The following is a 19,530-nucleotide window of genomic DNA, read 5'->3' as shown; positions in this document are numbered from 1 at the left end:
AACAGTGGTGGTGGCTCAGCTGTCTTTTATATCCATGTCTTTGTTAAGGGCACAGCAATTTTAAATTTGATGCGGAGAAATTTATTAAACTTGGTTACTTCAATCCAAAAACTTTTATATTAAAAGTTGTGTGGATTTTGTCGTTTTCACCCTTCATCACGATAGGAAATTCTGCTTTTATGATGCTATCGTAGCTGCTAAGTGCGTCTAAAAAGTCATAAAATTTCTGCGGGGTTTTTAGTGAGCTGGTGACGTTTAGGCGGTATCTAAAGAACTTCTCGGTTGCGTTATTCTCGCCTTCTTCTATTTTACTAAGGCTTACCTCGCTAAAAAATTGCGATGCGAAATTTATAAATTTATCCTTATCAAAAGCTGTATCATAGGCCAAGATGATAGCACCATCTTTTTGTCTTGTCGCTTCAAGCGCTTTAAATTTAGTTTCAAATTCGTTTTTTACCTTCGTGTATGATGAGGTTTGCGAGTAGTTTTGTCTTGAGAGGCTTTTAAATTCTTTTATATTTGGCACGATAAAGCCAAATATCATAATGAAGCAAACTATGATAAAAGCAAATATAAAAAGTAAAAGCTTTACAGGGTCGATTTTTTCTAAGCTCGTATCTTTTTTACTCATTATATCCCTCAGAATTATCAATCTTATTTGTGCTTATAAAGCCGTACCAGCCGTTTTTACTCTGATAAAAACTAGTATTTGATGTGGTGAAAATCGACCTTAGTGGCGATGCTAAGAGCTGGTTAAAGACATCTTTTGTTGGCGTTATGCCGCGTATGATAAGCGAGTTTTTATCCATAAAAACCTCTTCAAGCGTGATGCTATCAGGCACAAGGTCAAAAAGGTTATGTAGGCTTTGCTTTAGGATAGAATTTGACGTAAAGATGTCATTTGCCGAGTCTATCTGCACGGCAAGTTTAGCTGAAATTTCATCTGTAGTGACTATCTTTTGACTAAGCTCTTTTTGCTCGTTTGCTAGAAATTCTATATTTTTCTTGGTTGAGTAGTTTTTATAAACGATAAAGAAATTTGCCACCAAAAGCACCACAAAAATAAAGCCTATGAGCGTTAGCCAGAGCTTACTAAAGATAGATAGAAGCGGTCTTGGTTCTGGAGTGATGAAGCTAAATTTCATAGTGTTATCTCTTCTTGCATGATCTCGTTCATGATGTGATTTGTATTGATCGGATAGGCCGAAGTCTCCACAAATAGCTCAGACTGCAGGTATTGTAAAAAGGTAGCGCTTGTCTTTGTGTTTTCAAAAACGATGATCTGCTCGATAAAATCGCCGCCGTAGATCGGATTTTCATAAAATTCTTTCATAGCCTTTGCGATGTAGTCAAACATCTTCATATCACGTCCAAATATCGCCACCGACTTTTCGACGTTTGTCGAAGTTGGCATGTTTAGCTCGTAGTTTAGATCTTCAAATTCTTTTGGCTTGTCGTCACTTAAAAAATCATCTAAACTCTTAAAATCATCAAGCGCCGTTGCACCATCTTCTTCTTTGACGATCAGGTTGTCGATGTCAGTTATGTCCTCTTCTTTAAGACTCTCGATGCTTTCGCTGCTCTCTTCGTTGTCGGTCATATTTAAAAAGGTCGAGAGCTTCATCTGCTGGTCTTGAAAGATCGCAAGCGCAAAAGAGTGCGAGTGGATGTAGAGATATAGCGTGGTTTTTGGCGAAATTCCACGCTTTAAAAGCTCGTGAAAGAGCAGGGCGATAGGCGAGTAGATAAGATCGACGCTACCTTGCCCAAAGAGGTTTTTATATCTTCTTATAGCATTTAAATTTGCATATATGCTCCAGCTATCTTGCATCACAAGGCTGGTTAAATTTTGCGTGTTGATGTTAAATTTTTTGTACTCGTCAAAGTTAGCAGTGGGCAGTGCACCTTGCGAGTCGTCGTTAAAAAAGAGCGAAACATAGACGCCAAAATAAGCCTTTTCTTGCTCCTCTATGTATTTTAAAACTTTTTCATCGACACTATCTATGCTTATGTCTGTAAATTTAGCATTTATGGTTTTTATAAGCTTGCCATTTCTAAAGACCTGACCGTAAAAAACGCACTCATTGCCCTCGATCACGGCGCTTAAGAAAAGGTTTGAAAAAAGCTTTTTGATGCTAAAAGACATAACTCTCCTAAATTTAGTGCATTATTTTTGGTATGTTAGCTAAAAAGGGATTAAATAAGTTTAAAACAGCTCGTTTTTTAGTTTTGCAAACGCCTCTTTCATCTGCAGAGCCTCGCTTTTTAGCTCCTCATCAAGCAAAGCAGAATTTCTTAAGCTTTCAAAATCCTCTATCATCACATCACACATCATTTTGATGCGCTCATTATCAGCTTTACTGACGCCATTTTGGCTCATTTTTTTGATGCGTTCAAGATACTCTTTGCCGTTTTTTATGTATGAGCTAAATTTCATAGCTGCATTGCTTTGATTAAGCGTGGTGGTTGCCATCTTGTTGTATGCGTCAAGATCAAGAGCTTTTTGGCTTAAATTTATAGCCTTTTCATACTCTTTGCTCTCGTAGTAAAATTTCGCTTCAAGAGCGAGCTTGTAGGAGTTGTCGCTGTAAAAAAATAGCCCAAACAAAGCTATTATAAAAATGGCTATAAAGATAGAAAATTTATTTTTCATAAATTTCGTCCAAAATTTCTCTTATCTCATCGCTTATTTGCGGATTTTTGTGAGCATATTTTTTCCACCAAATTTTTAAATTTGACCTAAAGTCCTCTTTGTTTTGTAGCACGCTCTTGCCGCCGTCATTTTGTGAGGCCTGCCAAAGCTCATTTTGTATCTTCTCTTTTGCCTCTTTTTGCTCTAAATTTGCCACACTAAAAGGGGCTGAGAGGCTAAAATTTATAGCTGAAAATGGCTTTGGAAGTATCATCTTATCCCAGCTTTTAAATTCCCAAAACGAGTTTGCTTCGAAATTTAGAGCATAAATTTCACAAGACGACTTTTGCGCGATCACCGCAGCTCCGTCTGCTACGCTGTGTCTTGGTCCGCGTGGTCCATCTGGCGTGACGATGACGTCATGACCTTGTTTTATCTCTCTTAGAGCCTCTATAAGCGCTCTTGCGCCGCCTTTTGAGCTGCTACCTCTAATGGTGCCGATGCCAAAAAATTTGATTATTCTGGTGATGAGCTCGCCATCTTTGTGGTCGCTGATTATTACCTTGCCTTGTTTTCTGTTTTGGCTGCTCCACCAGCGTCTGTAAGCAAAGCTCATAAAGCTAAGCCTGCCGTGCCAAAAGACGACGACGCAGCCATTTTGTGGTAAGAAATTTGGAGTGTAGCTCTTTTTGCAGGTTAGAAAAATGAGCCACATCAAAATGTAGATGAAAAAGACGCCAACATTCGTGGCGAGCTTTTCAAGGGTGTTTTTAAATTTGCAGCTCGCCATACAAAACCATTCGTTTTGGGTTTGTGATCTTTACTTTTTGCGTAGTGCCAAGAAGCTCCTCGCTGCCATCAACTTGAACTAAAAAGTTGTTAAAACTTCGTCCAGCAACTCCGCCATTTGCCCTTAGCTCTTCAAAATATACATCAAAAATTTTATCTTTTTGCGCCGCCACGATCTCGTCCAAAATTTCGCTGTGGCGATTTTGCAGGCGCGTTAGCCTTTCTGAAGCTGTCTTGTCGTCTATTTGATTTGTAAAAGTAGCTGCCTTTGTAAGCGGACGAGGTGAATACTTAAAGCTAAAAATTTGCTCAAATCTAACTTGCTCAAGCACGTCCATCGTATCTTCAAATTCGCTCTCGCTCTCGCCAGGAAATGCGACGATGATATCAGTTGAGATGCTAACATCTGGACACATCTTTCTAAGTCTTAGCGCGCGGTCTAAAAACCACTCTTTTGTGTATCCACGCTTCATCTCGCGCAAAACTTTTGTGTTTCCGCTTTGAAGTGGCATGTGCATAGATTTGCAAATTTTTGGGTTATTAGTGAAAATTTCAAGAAATTTATCATCCATGTGAAGTGGGTGCGGGCTTGTAAATCTTATCCTCTCAACGCCATCTATCTCGCTTATCTTCACTAGCAGATCGCTAAAATCGATATTTTCTTGCATGCCTGAAAATCTTTTGCCGTAGTTATTGACATTTTGCCCTAGTAAAAATATCTCTTTTGCACCGCTTTTTGCAGCCTTTTCTGCCTCTTTTAAGATGAGGCTTGAAGGGATAGAAATTTCATCGCCTCTGGTGTGTGGGACGATGCAGTAGGTGCATTTTTTATCGCAGCCGATCGAGATATTGATGTGGCTTTTGTATGGCGAGCCTCTAAATTCGCCAAATGCGTATTCGCTCTCGTCGTGGTTGATATCGGTTGAGATAAATTTAGGCGTATTTACAGCCTTTGTGATCTTGCTAACATTTCTTGCGCCAAGGACAAAATCAACATAAGGTGCGCGCTTGAAAATTTCACTACCCAAATGGCTTGCAGTGCAGCCGCAAACGCCTATTTTAGCGCCTCTTTTTTTGGCTTTTTCAAAGGCTCCGACCTCGCTAAAGAGCTTATGAACTGGCTTTTCACGAACCGAGCAGGTATTTATAAGGATTAAATCAGCTTCTTCGATGTTTTGTGTTAAGGAGTAGTCTTCTTTTTGTGAGAGCTCGGCTATGATATGCTCGCTATCACGAACATTCATAGCACAACCTAGAGTTTGGATAAAGAGTTTTTTACTCATTAAAGTATATGCACTTCATACATATAATCGCTATCATCAAGCCCGTATTTTACGGTTCTGTGATAAACGCTTAGCCCTTTTTCTTCAAAGTGCTCGACTAAGGCGATTAGTTGTTTGTGTGTGTTTTCTTTATCAAAATAGAAAATTTTCTGACCCTCTTTTTCGACAGCTGCCTCTATCTTTTCTAGTGAAATCGTTTTTGGTTTTGCGTCTAATTCGGCTCTTGCAAGTTTTAGCTCCATTTTTAATCCTTTCAAAATCTTAAATTTTAATCGGTCAATATACCCAAATCATCATAAAAAAAGGATTAAATAAAAGTTAATAACAAGCTTAATGTTATTAAAAGTATGGCTTATGTATAATTTCAAAACTTCACGAAAAATCCCCGAAATTTATCGTCACAATGGAGAAAAAATGGAAAGAATTTCAGATATCATCGAGTCAATTGCAAATGAGAAAAATTTAGAGATAGAAGATGTAAAAGAGCGCGTCATAAGAGCCTTGATAAACACTGCAAAAAGGGTTTATGGAGAAAATTATGAGTATGACGTGAGCATCGATGCTAATAAAAACTTAAAGCTTTATCAAAAAATTTCAATCGTAGCAAACGACGATGAGAGGCTTGCTGAAGACAATGAACACTTTTTAAGCTTAAAAGAGGCTAAAAAGATAGATAGTGGCGTAGAGATCGGCGATGAGCTCACTTACGAGCTAAGCCTTGATAACCTTGGTAGAACCGCAGCTCAAACGCTTCACAAGGAGCTTGAGTATCACATCCAGCGCCTAGTTGAAGAGAAAATTTTACAAAAATATAATGAGATGAGCGGTCACATGGTTTTTGGTCCAGTTGTCAGAGTCGATAACGACGAAAACACATTTATCGAGATAGACGAGCTTCGTGCCATCTTGCCACGTAAAAACCGCATAAAAGGCGAGAAATTTAAAGTAGGCGATGTGGTAAAAGCGGTCATTAGAAAAGTTTTTACAGATAAAAATTTAGGCATAAAGGTCGAGCTTTCAAGAACTTCGCCTAAATTTCTTGAAGCGCTGCTAACTTCAGAGGTGCCTGAGATAAAAGATGGCGGCATCATCATCCAAGGAAGTGCGAGGATCCCTGGCGAAAGGGCTAAAGTAGCACTCATCTCAACCACTCCAAACATCGATCCAGTCGGCGCAACTGTCGGCACAAAGGGCGTTAGGATAAATGCCGTAAGCAAAGAGCTTCATGGTGAGAGCATCGATGCGATCGAATACACCACTGAGCCAGCGATCTTGGTAGCTCGTGCGATGGCACCTGCGATCATCACATCTGTAAAGATCGAAGAAAACAAAGCGATCGTGACACTTGCAAGTGAGCAAAAGAGCAAAGCTATCGGCAAAAATGGCATAAATATCCGCCTAGCAAGTATGCTAACTGGCTATGAGATCGAACTAAATGAGCTTGGCTCAAAAACTACTAGCAGCAGCGGCGAAAATGGCGAAATGGTTAAAGATCTAAAAGCACTCTTTGGTGACAACTAATGAAATTTCAAATAAGAAAAGCGACTGAGGGCGATATAGACGTGATCTGTGAGCTTGTAAGAGAGCTTGCGAGCTATGAAAAGATGAGTGATCAAGTCACTTTTACAAATGAAATTTTTGCAGACTCTATCTTTAATAAAAATCACGCAAAAGCCCTTATCTGCGAGAGTGAGGGCAGGGCGATAGGATATGCTATCTATTTTTATACATTTTCTACATTTTTAGGGCTTGGTGGGATCTATCTTGAGGACATTTACGTCAAAAAAGAGTTTAGAAATCAAGGCATCGGCAAGGCATTTTTTAAATTTCTAGCTCAAATTTGCAAGGATGAAAATTTAAAAAGGCTTGAGTGGTGCTGTCTAAACTGGAATGAGCCAAGCATCAAATTTTATGAAAGCATGGGCGCTAATAATCAATCTCTTGAGTGGAGAACCTATCGCTTAGACGGCGAAAATTTAGAAAAACTGGTAAATTTATAGTTTCTAGTAAAAGCTCAAATTTACTTTGAAATTTGAGCTTGCTGGTGATTAAAATTTATATGTATATCCCATATAAAGACCGAGGTTTGTCTCTTTGGCATCAATCATATCAAATTTGCTGATCTTGCCGTAGTCAGTTCTATCAGCTTTTAGACCAAACTCAACTGCATTGTTTTCATTGATAGAGTACTCAGCGCCAACTCTTGCACCTAGTATCCAGCCGTTCGTGCTAGCACTTTCCATCGGATTTTCAGCATCGCCACCTCTTAGTTTAAGCTTTGAAAAACCAGTGTAGCCACCAAGAACTAGTTTAAGATCTTTTGCTACGCTTGGAGTATAGTCAGCTCCAACTATAAATTTATGAGTTTTCCATTCAGCTACGCTTTTATCTTCGTCATTTGCTGTTTTCTTAACTTTAAAATCATATATGTAAGCACCATAAACTCTAGCCACATCAAAGTCATAACCAGCTTTTATACCAAGACCTGGTTGAGCTTTTTTAAATTTGATCTTTGAGCCGTCATCGGCCTTTTACAGTAAGCTTTGATCCAAAAGAGTAGTCTCCTTCAACTCCTACAAAGGCTCCTTGCGCTAAAGCAGCGGCACTAGCTAGGCTTAAACCTAAAGCAACTTTTAAAACTACATTTTTCATTTTTACTCCTTATTTAAAAAATGTTACGCAGCTATTTTAAATTTTCTTATATTAAATAAAGTTTAAATATTCAATGAAATTAATAAAAAACATAAAATAATTCAATTGTTTTCTTATCAGAATAAAATTTATAAAATCACTCGAAAAAAAAGGAGTGTAAAGTGGCTAAGATGACAAAACGTGATATGGCTTATCATTTAGACGTTGATATCGCAACGCTTTACAACTGGCGAAAGCACAAGCCCAACCTTTATCGTATCGTGATGCTTGGATTTAAATTTGACGAGCTTATCGAGCAGAGCAAAAAGACTTGCAACGAGCTTTGTGAATATGAAAATTTAATCAATCAAGACATAGAAAAATTTAGTAAGTGACGTATAAATTTAAAGTGAGATGATGTAAGGTTTTAAAGGTGGCGAACCACCTTTTGTTATTTTATCGGAGTTAGTTCTGTATCTTTATGGTTTAGTTTTATTTCCTCGCCTTTTATACATCTTGGGTTTAGCGTTTCTAGTGTTGCTAAGAATTCTGTCGCATTTTCGTCACCTATCTCTCCATATTTTTGCTCACCATAATAATAAGGCGTCCCTTGTGCTATGCTATTTTTTATAACCTCGTAACTATCAGATTCTTTTTCATTAAATTTATCTAGATTAACCTTTGTGTCTTTATCTACTATCAGATAACCTTTTCCATTTTCTTCTAGTCTTGATTGGTCCTTTATATAGTCGTATTTGGTCGTATAGCTTACCCTTTTATAGACTTTCACTTCGCCTTTAAAGTGCTTGATGCTTCCCATGTCGGCTTTACAAATTTCAGCCAAAGTAGTTGGCTCGCCACATCCAGTTAGAGCAAGAGCAAGTGTTGCTGTAATGCCTGAAAGAACGATTTTTGTTTTCATATTTTTCCTTTTTGTAGAAGTTAGAAATTCGGATTTTACAAAAAAAAAAAAAATAAAACTGAAAAAAATAAATTAATAAATTTATGAAATATTTGTTGATAAATTTGATGTAAAAAGAAATTTGAGCTCAAAGCAAGTGCTTCAAGCTCAGTTAAATTTACTCGTTTAGGATAGAGAGAAGCTCTTTGTTGTCTTTTGTTTTTAGCATTTTTGCGTATAAGAATTTAAGCGCTTCGACGTCGTCCATTGTCGCGATCGCAGAGCGAATAGCCCAAATTTTTTGAAGCTCATCAGGTTTTTGAAGTAGCTCTTCTTTTCTGGTGCCTGATTTTAGCACGTTGATAGCTGGGTAAATTCTGCGGTCTGAGATATTGCGGTCAAGCACAATCTCGCTGTTTCCAGTGCCTTTAAACTCTTCAAATATCACTTCATCCATGCGTGAGCCAGTGTCGATTAGCGCGGTTGCGATGATGGTTAGTGAGCCGCCGTGCTCGATGTTTCTAGCTGCGCCAAAAAAGCGTTTTGGCTTGTGAAGTGCGTTTGCATCCACACCGCCTGTTAGCACCTTGCCGCTTGGCGGGGTCACTGTGTTGTAGGCGCGTGCTAGACGGGTTATGCTATCAAGCAAGATGATGACGTCTTTGCCCATCTCAACTAGACGTTTTGCCTTTTCGATGACTAGCTCCGCTACGCGGACGTGATTGAGTGCTGGTAGGTCAAATGTCGAGCTAAATACCTCGCCTTTTACGCAGCGCTGCATGTCTGTAACTTCTTCTGGTCTTTCATCTACTAGAAGAACCATTAGCTGGGCTTCTGGGTGATTTTTAGCGATGCCGTGAGCTAGCTCTTTCATAAGCTCTGTTTTACCACTTCTTGGAGGTGCGACGATGAGGCCACGCTGACCCTTGCCAATAGGCGTGAAAAGGTCAAGCACACGGCCCGTTAGCTTCATCGGATCATACTCTAAATTTAGCTTTTCAGTTGGAAAGAGTGGGGTTAGGTTGTCAAAGAGTGGCCTCTCTTTTGCATCTGCTAGAGGCATATAATTTACCGCTTCGATCTTTAAAAGAGCGTAGTATTTTTCCTGATCTTTTGGCTCTCTTACTTGGCCGGTGATGATGTCGCCCACACGAAGTGCAAATTTGCGGATCTGAGAGTTTGAAACATAAGCGTCGTTTGAGCTGTCGCTTAAATTTGCATCAACAGCCCTTAAAAAGCCGTAGCCCTCGTTTGTGATCTCTAAAATTCCAGTAAATAGTATAAAGCCGCCTTGTTTTGTCTGGGTTTTTAGTATCTCAAATATCAAATCCTGTCTGCGAAATTCGCGTGGATTTTCGACACCAACGCCATTTGCGATCTGCACTAACTCATCTAAGCTAAGCGTTCTTAGCTCTTCGATCTTGTGTCCATCGACTGGTACGTGGGTTCTTGATGCTTGATGTTTTTTTGTAGTTTTTGTGCTTTGAGCAGCACTTTGCTCGGTTTGGTTGTTGTTTTCCATTTTTCCTCTTTAAATGCGGGGATAAGATTGCAGAATTCTGGGCTTCAAAAGTTTTTTGAAAGTTTTGGCATTTTATAAAAATAAAACTTTGTTGTCAAGAAATGATATAATCTTGCGAAAAATGAAAAGGGATCTCAAAATGATGGATTTTAAAGACGGCAAACGCGAAAAGAAGATAATAAAAACGGCGTTTATCGGCATAGTTACAAATTTTTTCTTAGCTGGAGCAAAAATTTTTATAGCTATGGTTTCAAACTCAGTTGCTTTGATATCATACGCTATAAATAACATTAGTGATGCAGGCTCAAGTATCATCACGATATTTGGCTCAAAGCTAGCTAGCAAGATGCCTGACGAGGATCATCCATACGGCTATGGTAGAACCGAGTATATCGGCGGTCTCATCGTCTCGGTTATCGTGCTGATGCTTGGTTTTTAGTTTCTAAAAACATCGGTAGAAAATATCTTTGCGCCAGAGCCTACAACCTTTACGATGCCATTTTTGGTATTTTTATTTTGTGCTATATTTGTTAAATTTGCGCTCGGCTTTTACTACAAAAAGATCGGCAAAGAGACCAAGTCTATCTCGCTTAGAGCCGTAGAGCAAGAGGCTTTAGGCGATGCTATCATCTCGTGTGTGATCTTAGTTTCAGCTGCACTCTCATACTTTGCCGACATTCAGATAGATGGCTATGCGGGCGCTTTGGCATCATTTTTTATCATCATAAACGGCGTGCTTTTGATAAAAGAAACCTTTGACAAGATCATCGGACAGCGCGTCGAAAAAGAGATCAGCGATGAAATTTACGCCACTGTAAATCGCTGCGAGATCGTGCGCGGGGCATACGACTTGATACTACATAACTACGGCGCGCAGCGATACGTGGGCTCTGTAAATGTCGAGATAGACGAACATCTGCCACTTAGTGAGGTTTCGCAAAGGCTAAATGAGCTTCAGATCAAGATATATAAAATTTATAGGATATATCTGGTTTTTGGCGTTTATAGCGTAAATTTAGGTCAAGAAGAGAGAGCCGTGCCTGCGTGGCAAATTTACTATCGCGCTTTAGCAGCGTGCGTGGATTTCACGCGTTTTTTATAGACACCAAGAAAAAGAGCGTGAGGTTTGACGTGGTGGTTGATTTTGCTGAGAGAAATTTAGGCAAGCTACGTGCTGCGATCGAGCGTGAGGTATCGTTAAGCTATCCAGGATATAAAATTTTCATCGTGATAGATAGGGAATTTGCGTGAGATTTGGGGATAAATTCGGTAGCGGTTAGGGCACTTTAATATGTTATAATCATGCGGCTTTAAAAATATAAAACTAGAGCATAAAAATTTTAATCTAATCGTGAGAAAAATGGCGTTTTTAAAAATTTTGACTTGTGCGTTTTCGATGAGTTTTTGCTTTATGAGTATCTACGGGCTTACGACTAGCGCGGTAGAGCTTGTGCTTTTTACAGAGTATAATCCGGCGGGAGATGCCGATCCTCTCGGCGATTTAGGTGATCCGCTTGATTGGCTTGAGCTAAATATCGCTTATTTGGTTGGTTTTTGGATATTTTTTAGCGGCGTGTGCGCAGTGCTTTATAAGCGGCTAAGTTATTTTGACGAAATTGCAAAATTTTTCATAGATTTGTTTTTACCTGCCGCTGCGACGATTATTTTGGCGCTTATTTTGAGTGCGATACTCCCGTTTGCGGTTGGGGCACGACGAGGAGATTTTGTTATTGCTCAAGGGGTTGGCATATTTTTAGCCGAAATACTTTTTATAGTCACAATAGCTCGCTTGCTAAAAAGAGAGCAAAAGTAGTAAATTTTAGCGCTCAAAACGCCATTTATATTACTACAAGTTTCCAAAGAGCGGTTATGGGTATAATTCGAGGCCAAAATTTGCAAGCATTAAAAATTCGCTCGTAAATTTGCCAGCGTTTTCAAAATGTGAGTTTTGCCAAAAATCTGCTGCAAAATTTGACGGCTTTTGCAAAACGTCTGCCAAATTTAGTCCGCTTGGTGCAAAAAACTCGGCTATAAAATTTACATTTAAATTTAAGCATCGTAAGTTTGGCCTCATCAAATTTAACTCCGCTAAACACTCGAAAACGAGGCAAAAATCGGCTATCAAATTTGATAGCCGATTTAAATTCGTCAAATTTACCGCCAAATCGACGCATCCGTCAAAAAAGACTGCACTCGCTTACATGCGCAAAAAGCAGAAAACTAAAGCGATAAAATTTAAAAAATTAGTGTTCGCTCTTTAGCCCAGCGCCGCACATCGAGATGATGCTTCTGCCCTCTATCTTGTGTGATTTTACGTAGCTTGCGTATGCCGCGTAGATCGCTGCTGTGGTGTGCTCGACGTAAAAGCCGCGGCTTGCTAGGAAATTTCTAGCTGGCTCAATATCCTCTTCTTTTATCGTGATCACCTCGCGCTCGCCTGCGTACCTGCTAGCTAATATCTCAGCGCCACGAGCAGGTTTTGCTATTGCTATGCCCTCAGCCAAAGTTGGCTCTGGCTTGATCGCACGTGGCTCGCCTGTTGCCCATAAAAATGGTGCGCACTTCTCGCTTTGAACGATGAAAATTTTAGGTAGTTTTTTGATCGCTCTAGCCTCATATAGCTCGTTTAGCGCGATCTCGCAGCCAATTAGCAAGGTGCCGTTGCCAACTGGCAAAAAGAGATTTTCAGGGACAAAGCCAAGCTGCTCGTAAATTTCATATATATATGTTTTGGTGCCTTGGTAAAAAAGCGGGTTAAACACGTGGTTTGCGTAAAATATACCCTCATCTTTTGCCCTTTTTCTGCAAGCATCTGCCGTCTCATCGCGTGTGCCGTCAAAGACAACCGCCTTTGCACCGTAGTACTCAAGCATCTTTATCTTTTTTTCGCTTGTGCCTTTTGGGACGTAAATTTCACACTCTATCCCAGCTCTAGCAGCGTAGGCAGCGACCGAGTTTCCAGCGTTTCCGCTGCTATCTTGCAAGATCTTTTTGATGCCATTGGTTTTGCAAAACCAAATAAGCATCACCGCACCCCTATCCTTGAAAGAGAGCGTTGGCATTGCATAGTCCATTTTAAGGTAGAGCGAGTCATCAAATTTCACACTCTTTGTTAGCCCTTCGCCAAGGCTGATGTCGCGCCAAAGCTCATTTTTGATAGGGAAAAACTCTCGGTATCTAAATAGGCTAAACTCGCGCTGATCGATCAAATTTAGATCAAATTTAGCCGGTTTAAAGTCCAGATCATAAAGCCCACCGCACTCGCACGCAAATATAGGCGTCTCAAAATCTGCGCTCTTGCCGCATTTTGAGCAGATAAATTTAGGCATTTTTACTCCTTTAAAGCTTTTTAAAGTTTTCTATCAAGTATCGCTGTGGCTTCGATCTCTAGTAGGCAGCCAAAGTGAAGTTTGTTTGTCGGCACTACGACGCGAGCTGGCTTATGATCGCCAAAAAATAGCGCATACTCGTCGTCTATCTCGTCCCAAAAGTCGATATCTGGCGTATAGACGCGGCACATCAAGATGTCGTTTCTTGTCGCATTTGCCAGCTTTAGCACGTTATCAAGGTTTTTTAAAGCCTGTCTTGTTTGCGCCTTTAGCCCCTCTGGGATCTGCCTAGTCTCTGGGTCCATACTAAGCTGGCCTGAGATGTAGAGGATGCCGTTGTGCTCGGTTGCCAAAGAGTAGTGAGCCTTTTTCTTTTTTGAAATTTCGGTTTCGTAAATTTTCATATTTTCTCCTTAAAAATTTAAAGGATTATAGATAAAAAATTATTATTAGCACTTAAATTTCACAAATTTTCATAAAAAATTATATTTTACTTATCTAAATTTTAAAAATATTTTAGATAAACTACTTGGCAAAAAACAAAAGGCGCCTTATGCACCATATATTAAAGGCATTTATCCCAACGGCAAATTTGATCCAAAAAAGCTCGCCATTTGCCTGCGAAGTCGTTTTGCACGATCTCTCTCACCCGCAGCGCTCAGTCGTCTACGTAGCTGGCGACGTCACTGGCAGAAAGGTCGGACAAAGCTTTGACCACCTTGTAAGCGAGGTCTTAAACAGCAAGAATTTCAAAGACGACTACGTAGCAAACTACTTTTTTGCCAAGGATGAAAAGCTGGTGAAGTCATCAACTGCATTTATCAGAGACGAGCACGGCGAGATCATAGGAGCAATATGCGTAAATGTCGATGCGAGCGTGGCAAAGAGCCTTTTTGAAATGGCTGGGAATTTCTTAAAGACGAGTGAAAATGAGCCAAAGAGCGAGCAAAACGACGATGTGATGCAGATCGTTTTAAATTTGATCGACAAGATCATCGCCAAAAACGAGGGCAAAAAGCTCAAAAAGGAGCAAAAGCTAGAACTCGTGGGCTTTATGAACGAAAAGGGCATTTTTAACATAAAGGGCGCTATCGAGGTCGTGGCAGCCAAGCTAAATGTCTCAAAGATCACGATATATGGCTATTTAGACCAGCTTAAAAAGAAGCGTCCGTGAAGTGTAGGTGCGCTCACTGCAAGCAAAGCTTTGATGAAAGCGCGATGATAGAGGCTAAAGGCGGGCTTAAGTTTTGCTGCGTTGGTTGCAAAGGCGTCTATGAAATTTTAAATGAAAGTGGCCTTAGCGAGTTTTATGAACGACTTGACAAAAACACGCTAAATCCTGCAAATAGCGGCGCAAATGTCAAAAATTTAGCGGCAAATTTTAGCGAGCTAGTGACAAAAGAGGGCGAGTTTTCTAAAATTTCACTTCTCATTGATGGCATAACCTGCTCGGCGTGTATCTGGTTACTTGAAAAGGCTCTTTTTGGCCTGCCTGGTATCTTGGAGGTAAATATCAACTCACTTAGCCAAAAAGCGGTTATCGTTTACGATGAGCAAGAGCTTTTGGTGGAGCAAATAATCGAGAAAATTTACGCCGTTGGCTACACTCCAAAGGCTTACGCGGCGAGCCAAAAAGAGGACGAACTAGTCAAAAAAAGGCGAATTTTCTACGCAAAAGCGCTTGTTGGCGTCTTTGCCACGATGAATATCATGTGGCTGGCGATCGCGCAGTATGGCGGCTACTTTAGCGGTATCAGAAGCGACGTGAAGGATTTGCTAAGCTTCGCGCAGTTTGTGCTGGCAACGCCTGTGCTTTTCTATACTGGTAGCGAGTTTTTCAAGGGGGCAAAGATCGCCATTAAAAACGCCTCGCCAAATATGGACCTGCTCGTTATCACTGGGGCTAGCATAACTTATATCTACTCGATTTTTGCGATGTTTACGAGAAGCGGCGAGAGTTATTTTGACTCGGTTGCTATGATCATAACCTTTGTTTTTATCGGTAAATTTTTAGAAATTTTAGGCAAGAAAAAGGCGCTTGAGACCTCAAATTTCTTAAGCGACATGTTGCTTGCAAAAGTGTGCGTTTTAGAGGATGGCAAGGACATTTTAAAAGAGCCAAAGGATGTAAATTTAGGCGAAAAGATCGTGCTTAGATCAGGCGAGAGGGCGCTGCTTGATGGGGTGGTGCTTAGTGGTGAGGCGAGCGTGGACAGCTCAAGCTTAACAGGTGAGAGTTTGCCACTTTTGCTAGGCTCTGGCGGCGAGGTCAAAAGCGGCGTTGTCTGTATAAACGGGCAGATCGTCTATGAGGCAAGGCAAATTTTTAAAAACTCATATCTTAATAAGCTTATAAATTTACTCCAAAACGCAGAGCTAAAAAAGCCAAATATCGAGCTAGCAGTCAATAAAATCGCCTCGAAATTCTCTCTTAGCGTGCTAACTCTGGCATTTTTTACATTTTGGTTTTGGTATTTTAAATTTGGCTTTTCAGAAGCGGTGGTGACAGCCGTGAGCGTCATCGTGATCGCTTGCCCTTGTGCGCTTGCCCTTGCCACGCCAGTTAGCAGCGTTTGCGCTCTTGGGGTGGCTTTTAAAAACAAGGTGCTTTTTAAGGAGGCTAAATTTTTTGAAAGCCTTGCAAAGTGCGATATGGCGGTATTTGACAAGACTGGGACGCTCACAAAGGCTAAATTTGAAGTTGGCGAGTTTTTTGTAAAAGAGGGCGTGAGTATTGATAAAATTTACTCGCTTTGCCTCATCTCAAACCACCAAATAAGCGTGGCAGTGGCTGAGTTTTTAAAGCAAAAAGGCGCAAAAAAAGTTGAGCTTGAAAATGCAAATTTAAGCGTGGCAAAGGGAGTTAGCGCTGATATTTTGGGTGAGCGTTTTGTGGCTGGAAGTAGGCGCTTTTTGGCTGAAAATGGGGTGAAATTTGATGAGAGCGAAGAAAATGTTAGCTTTTTTGTGGGCAAGCAGGGCGAGCTGGTGGCTAAATTTTACCTAAAAGATAGCGTAAAGCCTGAGGCAAAGGCGCTTATGGACGAGCTAAAGAGCGCTGGCATGAAGGTGTGTATCCTAAGTGGCGACGTGCAAAATGTGGTAAAAAACGTGGCAGATGAGCTTGGTGTGAGCGAGTTTAGAGCGGGAATGCTGCCTGATGAAAAGGCTAAATTTATAGCTGGGCTTAAGCAACATGGCAAAAAGGTGCTGATGGTGGGGGACGGCATAAACGACGCAGCCGCGCTTAGCCTTGCTCATGTGGCTATTTGTATGGGAAGTGGTGCGGCGGTGAGCTTAGAAAAAAGCGACGTGGTGCTACTTGATGATAGCTTGCAAAGCCTTGCAAAAGCGGTGAAAATTTCAAAATTTACCTACAAAACGATAAAGCAAAATTTACTCTTTTGCCTGCTTTATAACGCACTTAGTCTGCCATTTGCCGTGTGTGGCTACGTCATGCCGCTATTTGCCGCGCTTTTCATGTCGGCAAGCTCACTAAGCGTCATACTAAACTCGCTTTTTATAGTTAGAAAATTTAAGGATAAATAGTGGATACAACGACTCTTGCGATGCTTGTTTTTATCTCGGTTTTGATGGGGGCGGCCCTGCTTTTTGGCGTGCTTTGGGGGATAAAAAATAGGCAGTTTGAAGACTACCGCAAATTTTTAGACGGAGCAAATTTAGATGGCGAAGACGCGCTAAATGAAGCCTATGCGCTTGAACTTCGCAAAAAAGAGGCGCTAAAAAAGAGGCTAGAAGCTAGCAAAAAGGAGCATGAAGGCAAGGGCGAGCATGATGAGGCCGACAAAAAACTCTAAAACTTTCCAAGAGATGGGCCTTGCAAAGATGGGCGCTAAAAACCTAGCCAGATAGCCAAGTGTGAAGAAAAAACAAAACGAGGCAAGGCTGGCCCCCACGCCAAATATCAAAATTTTCATCTTTAAATTTAGTCGAAACTGAGCCTATTAGGATCATCGTGTCAAGATAGACGTGAGGGTTTAGCCAGGTAAAAGCGAGCGTTAAAAGGATATTTTTCTTTAAATTTGATCTGGCATTTTCGCCGCTGATATCCATGCTAAGGTCCTTGAAAAAGCATGAGTGAAAGCTCTTTAGCGCGTAAAATAGCAAAAATAAAAAGCCGCCATAAAGGGCGATTTGCTTGATGATGGTGAAGTTTTGCACGAGGCTGCCAAGCCCAAAAACTCCTGCAAAGATCAAGAGGGCGTCGCTAATAGTGCAAATAAGACAGATGATAAAGATATTTTCTCTTTTGATGCCCTGTTTTAGCACAAATGCATTTTGCGCGCCAATAGCTAAAATGAGCGATAAAGAGGTGAAAAATCCAGATATAAATGCTTGCAAATTTATCCTTCTCGCTAAATTTTGGCTTAAATTTAGCAAAATTTAACTTTATCATAACCATAAATTTATGCCTTTTTTTATAAAATCAGCAAATTAAAATTGCAAAAAGGAAAGCAGTTGCAAGCACTAGCCCTAAAATATCGACCAAAAAATTTTGACGAGCTCATCGGACAAGAAGCCGTGAGCAAGAGCCTAACCCACGCACTTGACGAAAACAGAGTGAGCCATGCTTATTTGTTTTCAGGCCTTAGGGGAAGCGGTAAAACATCGAGTGCTAGGATATTTGCAAAGGCTTTGGTCTGCGAGAAAGGGCCAACTTCTAGGCCTTGCGAGGTCTGCGCGCAGTGCGTGATGGCAAACGAGTCGCGCCATATGGATATCATCGAGATGGATGCAGCTAGCCACAGAAAGATCGACGATATAAGGGAGCTCATCGAGCAGACAAAATACGCTCCTACGGCTGCTAGATATAAAATTTTCATCATCGACGAAGTGCATATGCTAACAAAGGAGGCCTTTAATGCCCTTCTTAAAACGCTTGAAGAGCCGCCAAGCTATGTTAAATTTATCCTTGCAACGACCGACCCGCTTAAGCTTCCGACGACGGTGCTTTCAAGGACGCAGCATTTTAGATTTAAGCAAATAAGCAGATATGAGATCGTAAAACATCTTGAATTTATACTTAGCAAAGAGGGCGTGAGCTACGAGAGGGAGGCGCTTGAGATACTAGCTAGAAGTGGCGGCGGCTCGCTAAGAGATACGCTAACGCTGCTTGATCAAGCTATCATTTATGGCGCTGGCAATATCACAAAATCAAGCGTGGCAGCGATGCTTGGACTTCTTGATCCAAGTAGGATCGAGCAGATCATCGAGCACGTCGCAAATGCCGATAAAAACGCCATAAGAGTGCTTGTAACTGAGCTTGAGACATATGAGCCAGAGATGATCATAGATGAAATTTTGGCAAATTTAAAGCAGAGATTTTTAGACAATGACCCAAAATTTTCACTTCTTATATATGAGAGATTTTTTAGGATTTTGGCGCAGGCAAAGTCGATGTTAAGCATATCAAGCGACAATGGCTTTGTGCTGATGCTTATGCTATTTATGATGATAGAGGCGCTAAATTTACAAGATATCAATGAAGCCATAAAGCTTGCTAAGAGCGAGCCTAGCGTGGCTGTGATCGAGCCAAAAGCTGGCGTGAGTGAGCAAATTTTAGCCATAAAAGAAGCGCCAAAGACGCCATACGAGCAGTTTGTGGCAAAAATTTATGATAGAAGCTTTGAACTTGGAGAAATTTTTAAAAATCACATAAGTTTTGGCTTTTTAAATGAAAATGAGCTTGGCTTAGTCGTCAATGCAACTGGTGACGAGCTAGCATTTTTCAAAAAAAGCTGGGGCGTAATGCATGAAATTTTACATACAATTTTTGGTAAAAAAATCAAGATCGTAAATGCTAAGACTCAAATTCTTGCCCCAAAGCCTGAGCCACAAACTCCACCACAAGAGACAAAGGACAAATATAGCTACCTTGACGAGGAGATCGCTAAGATAAAGGCTAGGCAACAAGATGAGCAAAAATATGAGCCAGCAAGCATGCCAGCCGTAGTGCCTGAAAATAGGGTAAATGCGCTATCTCAGCCTCAAAATGACTTTGCAAAAGAGCTGATGTCACTAAGTCAGAGCAAAAGCCCAGAGGAGCTTAAAAGACAAAGAGAAGAGGGCGTGATAAAAGAGGCAAATAGGCTCTTTGGACAGCCTGAAGTGCAAAATAGCTAAGCATTTGGCTTTTTTGTAATTTCTAAATAAAAGTGGTCAAATTTAGCTTTTAATAAATTTATCTGCTGCTATCCTGACTAAATAAAATCTCAAATTTATATTGCAAATTTAAAAGAGCTAGGGCTTGTTAAATTTGAGCTTTTAATGAGGCAGATAAATTTAAAATTTTGGCGAATTTACCCCTTGTTTGCAAAATCAAATTTAGCTCAAAATTTAAGCGCCATATTAAATTTGAAGTTTAAATTTATCTGCTATGACTATTTTTATGTATAGCTTTAAATTTCTAAATTTTCATGAGT

Annotated in this window: 25 protein-coding genes and 1 pseudogene; 10 read left to right on the top strand and 16 right to left on the bottom strand. The window is 40.5% G+C overall.

Annotated elements, in window-relative coordinates:
- Positions 1–94 precede the first annotated feature (94 nt).
- Genes G6W41_RS02435 through G6W41_RS02405 form a run of 7 tightly spaced genes read right to left on the bottom strand, consistent with a single transcriptional unit; the run spans position 95 to position 4,946 of the window.
- Complete coding sequence (locus G6W41_RS02435) at positions 95–631, bottom strand: hypothetical protein (RefSeq protein ID WP_103617497.1); 537 nt, start codon at positions 629–631, stop codon at positions 95–97.
- Positions 624–1,145: a hypothetical protein gene (locus tag G6W41_RS02430; protein ID WP_194170515.1), complete on the bottom strand. Its 522-nt coding sequence runs from the start codon at positions 1,143–1,145 to the stop codon at positions 624–626. Before G6W41_RS02430 ends, G6W41_RS02435 begins: the two co-directional genes overlap by 8 nt.
- Positions 1,142–2,146: a hypothetical protein gene (locus G6W41_RS02425; protein WP_194170514.1), complete on the bottom strand. Its 1,005-nt coding sequence runs from the start codon at positions 2,144–2,146 to the stop codon at positions 1,142–1,144. Before G6W41_RS02425 ends, G6W41_RS02430 begins: the two co-directional genes overlap by 4 nt.
- Positions 2,147–2,206: 60 nt before the next feature.
- Positions 2,207–2,653, bottom strand: coding sequence for a hypothetical protein (locus tag G6W41_RS02420; protein WP_194170513.1), 447 nt, complete (start codon positions 2,651–2,653; stop codon positions 2,207–2,209).
- Positions 2,643–3,422 (bottom strand): lysophospholipid acyltransferase family protein, encoded by a 780-nt coding sequence (locus tag G6W41_RS02415; RefSeq protein ID WP_194170512.1) that lies wholly within the window; start codon positions 3,420–3,422, stop codon positions 2,643–2,645. Before G6W41_RS02415 ends, G6W41_RS02420 begins: the two co-directional genes overlap by 11 nt.
- Positions 3,403–4,704, bottom strand: coding sequence for a tRNA (N6-isopentenyl adenosine(37)-C2)-methylthiotransferase MiaB (miaB, locus tag G6W41_RS02410; protein WP_194170511.1), 1,302 nt, complete (start codon positions 4,702–4,704; stop codon positions 3,403–3,405). The genes G6W41_RS02415 and miaB overlap by 20 nt, the downstream gene beginning before the upstream one ends.
- Complete coding sequence (locus G6W41_RS02405) at positions 4,704–4,946, bottom strand: HP0268 family nuclease (RefSeq protein WP_002941786.1); 243 nt, start codon at positions 4,944–4,946, stop codon at positions 4,704–4,706. Before G6W41_RS02405 ends, miaB begins: the two co-directional genes overlap by 1 nt.
- A 172-nt stretch (positions 4,947–5,118) precedes the next feature.
- On the opposite strand from G6W41_RS02405, the gene nusA reads away from it, so the two are divergent.
- Together nusA and G6W41_RS02395 are read left to right on the top strand one after the other, a co-directional pair.
- Positions 5,119–6,225, top strand: a complete 1,107-nt coding sequence (gene nusA, locus G6W41_RS02400) for a transcription termination factor NusA (protein WP_194170510.1) — start codon at positions 5,119–5,121, stop codon at positions 6,223–6,225.
- Positions 6,225–6,704: a GNAT family N-acetyltransferase gene (locus G6W41_RS02395; RefSeq protein ID WP_149708714.1), complete on the top strand. Its 480-nt coding sequence runs from the start codon at positions 6,225–6,227 to the stop codon at positions 6,702–6,704. Before nusA ends, G6W41_RS02395 begins: the two co-directional genes overlap by 1 nt.
- A gap of 48 nt (positions 6,705–6,752) precedes the next feature.
- Here the strand turns inward: G6W41_RS02395 and G6W41_RS02390 are convergent, their stop codons facing one another.
- The gene (locus tag G6W41_RS02390; protein ID WP_242039889.1) at positions 6,753–7,157 is read right to left on the bottom strand and encodes a hypothetical protein; all 405 of its coding nucleotides are present in this window, start codon (positions 7,155–7,157) and stop codon (positions 6,753–6,755) included.
- Positions 7,158–7,224: 67 nt separating this feature from the next.
- Positions 7,225–7,356 carry a hypothetical protein gene (locus tag G6W41_RS10275; RefSeq protein WP_275944614.1) on the bottom strand — a complete coding sequence of 44 codons (132 nt, stop codon included), beginning with the start codon at positions 7,354–7,356 and terminating at the stop codon, positions 7,225–7,227.
- 161 nt (positions 7,357–7,517) lie between these two features.
- Here G6W41_RS10275 and G6W41_RS02385 point away from each other — a divergent pair, with 161 nt between their 5' ends.
- Positions 7,518–7,730, top strand: coding sequence for a transcriptional regulator (locus G6W41_RS02385; RefSeq protein ID WP_194170509.1), 213 nt, complete (start codon positions 7,518–7,520; stop codon positions 7,728–7,730).
- Positions 7,731–7,786: 56 nt separating this feature from the next.
- Here the strand turns inward: G6W41_RS02385 and G6W41_RS02380 are convergent, their stop codons facing one another.
- Both G6W41_RS02380 and rho read right to left on the bottom strand, forming a co-directional pair.
- Entirely contained in the window at positions 7,787–8,257 is a 471-nt protein-coding gene (locus G6W41_RS02380) for a hypothetical protein (RefSeq protein WP_194170508.1), read from the bottom strand.
- Between the two features lie 157 nt (positions 8,258–8,414).
- Entirely contained in the window at positions 8,415–9,758 is a 1,344-nt protein-coding gene (rho, locus tag G6W41_RS02375) for a transcription termination factor Rho (protein ID WP_021092197.1), read from the bottom strand.
- 121 nt (positions 9,759–9,879) lie between these two features.
- Here rho and G6W41_RS02370 point away from each other — a divergent pair.
- The 3 genes and pseudogenes from G6W41_RS02370 to G6W41_RS02365 all read left to right on the top strand — a co-directional run bounded on the left by G6W41_RS02370 (position 9,880) and on the right by G6W41_RS02365 (position 11,571).
- Positions 9,880–10,860: pseudogene (locus G6W41_RS02370) on the top strand (cation diffusion facilitator family transporter).
- Positions 10,803–11,009, top strand: coding sequence for a hypothetical protein (locus tag G6W41_RS10090; RefSeq protein ID WP_242039888.1), 207 nt, complete (start codon positions 10,803–10,805; stop codon positions 11,007–11,009). Before G6W41_RS02370 ends, G6W41_RS10090 begins: the two are co-directional and overlap by 58 nt.
- A gap of 109 nt (positions 11,010–11,118) precedes the next feature.
- A complete protein-coding gene (locus tag G6W41_RS02365; protein WP_194170507.1) occupies positions 11,119–11,571 on the top strand; it encodes a hypothetical protein in 453 nt (150 codons plus the stop codon).
- A gap of 54 nt (positions 11,572–11,625) precedes the next feature.
- Here G6W41_RS02365 and G6W41_RS02360 read toward each other — a convergent pair whose 3' ends face one another.
- From G6W41_RS02360 to G6W41_RS02350, 3 genes are all read right to left on the bottom strand, one after another.
- Positions 11,626–11,832, bottom strand: coding sequence for a hypothetical protein (locus tag G6W41_RS02360; protein ID WP_194170506.1), 207 nt, complete (start codon positions 11,830–11,832; stop codon positions 11,626–11,628).
- Positions 11,833–12,001: 169 nt separating this feature from the next.
- Positions 12,002–13,087 (bottom strand): pyridoxal-phosphate dependent enzyme, encoded by a 1,086-nt coding sequence (locus G6W41_RS02355; RefSeq protein WP_194170505.1) that lies wholly within the window; start codon positions 13,085–13,087, stop codon positions 12,002–12,004.
- 20 nt (positions 13,088–13,107) lie between these two features.
- Positions 13,108–13,491 carry a RidA family protein gene (locus G6W41_RS02350; RefSeq protein ID WP_103558502.1) on the bottom strand — a complete coding sequence of 128 codons (384 nt, stop codon included), beginning with the start codon at positions 13,489–13,491 and terminating at the stop codon, positions 13,108–13,110.
- Between the two features lie 149 nt (positions 13,492–13,640).
- Here G6W41_RS02350 and G6W41_RS02345 point away from each other — a divergent pair, with 149 nt between their 5' ends.
- Genes G6W41_RS02345 through ccoS form a run of 3 tightly spaced genes read left to right on the top strand, consistent with a single transcriptional unit; the run spans position 13,641 to position 16,905 of the window.
- A complete protein-coding gene (locus G6W41_RS02345; protein ID WP_194170504.1) occupies positions 13,641–14,261 on the top strand; it encodes a helix-turn-helix transcriptional regulator in 621 nt (206 codons plus the stop codon).
- The gene (locus tag G6W41_RS02340) at positions 14,258–16,636 is read left to right on the top strand and encodes a heavy metal translocating P-type ATPase metal-binding domain-containing protein (RefSeq protein ID WP_194170503.1); all 2,379 of its coding nucleotides are present in this window, start codon (positions 14,258–14,260) and stop codon (positions 16,634–16,636) included. The genes G6W41_RS02345 and G6W41_RS02340 overlap by 4 nt, the downstream gene beginning before the upstream one ends.
- Complete coding sequence (gene ccoS / locus G6W41_RS02335) at positions 16,636–16,905, top strand: cbb3-type cytochrome oxidase assembly protein CcoS (protein ID WP_103640143.1); 270 nt, start codon at positions 16,636–16,638, stop codon at positions 16,903–16,905. Before G6W41_RS02340 ends, ccoS begins: the two co-directional genes overlap by 1 nt.
- Here ccoS and G6W41_RS10265 read toward each other — a convergent pair.
- Positions 16,840–17,025: a LysE family transporter gene (locus G6W41_RS10265; RefSeq protein WP_275944613.1), complete on the bottom strand. Its 186-nt coding sequence runs from the start codon at positions 17,023–17,025 to the stop codon at positions 16,840–16,842. The genes ccoS and G6W41_RS10265 overlap by 66 nt on opposite strands.
- Positions 16,949–17,449, bottom strand: a complete 501-nt coding sequence (locus G6W41_RS02330; RefSeq protein ID WP_275944612.1) for a LysE/ArgO family amino acid transporter — start codon at positions 17,447–17,449, stop codon at positions 16,949–16,951. The genes G6W41_RS10265 and G6W41_RS02330 overlap by 77 nt, the downstream gene beginning before the upstream one ends.
- 117 nt (positions 17,450–17,566) lie before the next feature.
- On the opposite strand from G6W41_RS02330, the gene G6W41_RS02325 reads away from it, so the two are divergent.
- Complete coding sequence (locus G6W41_RS02325; protein ID WP_194170502.1) at positions 17,567–19,231, top strand: DNA polymerase III subunit gamma/tau; 1,665 nt, start codon at positions 17,567–17,569, stop codon at positions 19,229–19,231.
- The last annotated feature ends 299 nt before the right edge of the window (positions 19,232–19,530 follow it).

This window comes from Campylobacter concisus (assembly GCF_015230035.1).
In the GTDB taxonomy this organism is placed as follows: Bacteria; Campylobacterota; Campylobacteria; order Campylobacterales; family Campylobacteraceae; genus Campylobacter_A; species Campylobacter_A concisus_BK.
Note: the sequence above shows the minus strand (reverse complement) of the source record. Positions and strands in the feature narration are given on the sequence as shown.